1 protein-coding gene is annotated in these 230 nt (G+C 76.1%); it reads right to left on the bottom strand.

Annotation, left to right across the window (positions count from 1 at the left end; all coding sequences use genetic code 11):
* The coding region (locus HO151_RS07195) for a ketoacyl-synthetase C-terminal extension domain-containing protein (protein ID WP_302479528.1) at positions 1–230 on the bottom strand (230 nt) is incomplete at both ends.

The raw sequence follows: 230 nt of genomic DNA, 5'->3' as shown, positions 1-230 counted from the left end.
CCGGCTCGGCGGCCGGTGCGGGCTGTTCCAGGATCACGTGGGCGTTGGTGCCGCTCACGCCGAAGGCGGAGACGCCCGCGCGGCGCGGGCGGCCCGCGTCGGGCCAGGACCGGTGCTCGCGCAGCAGTTCCACCGTGCCGCCGGACCAGTCGACGTGCGAGGAGGGGGTGTCCACGTGCAGGGTGCGCGGGAGTTCGCCGCGGCCCAGGGCGAGGACGGTCTTGATGACG

The organism is Streptomyces sp. 8P21H-1 (assembly GCF_013302945.1).
This window is presented reverse-complemented; position numbering and strand designations above follow the sequence as displayed.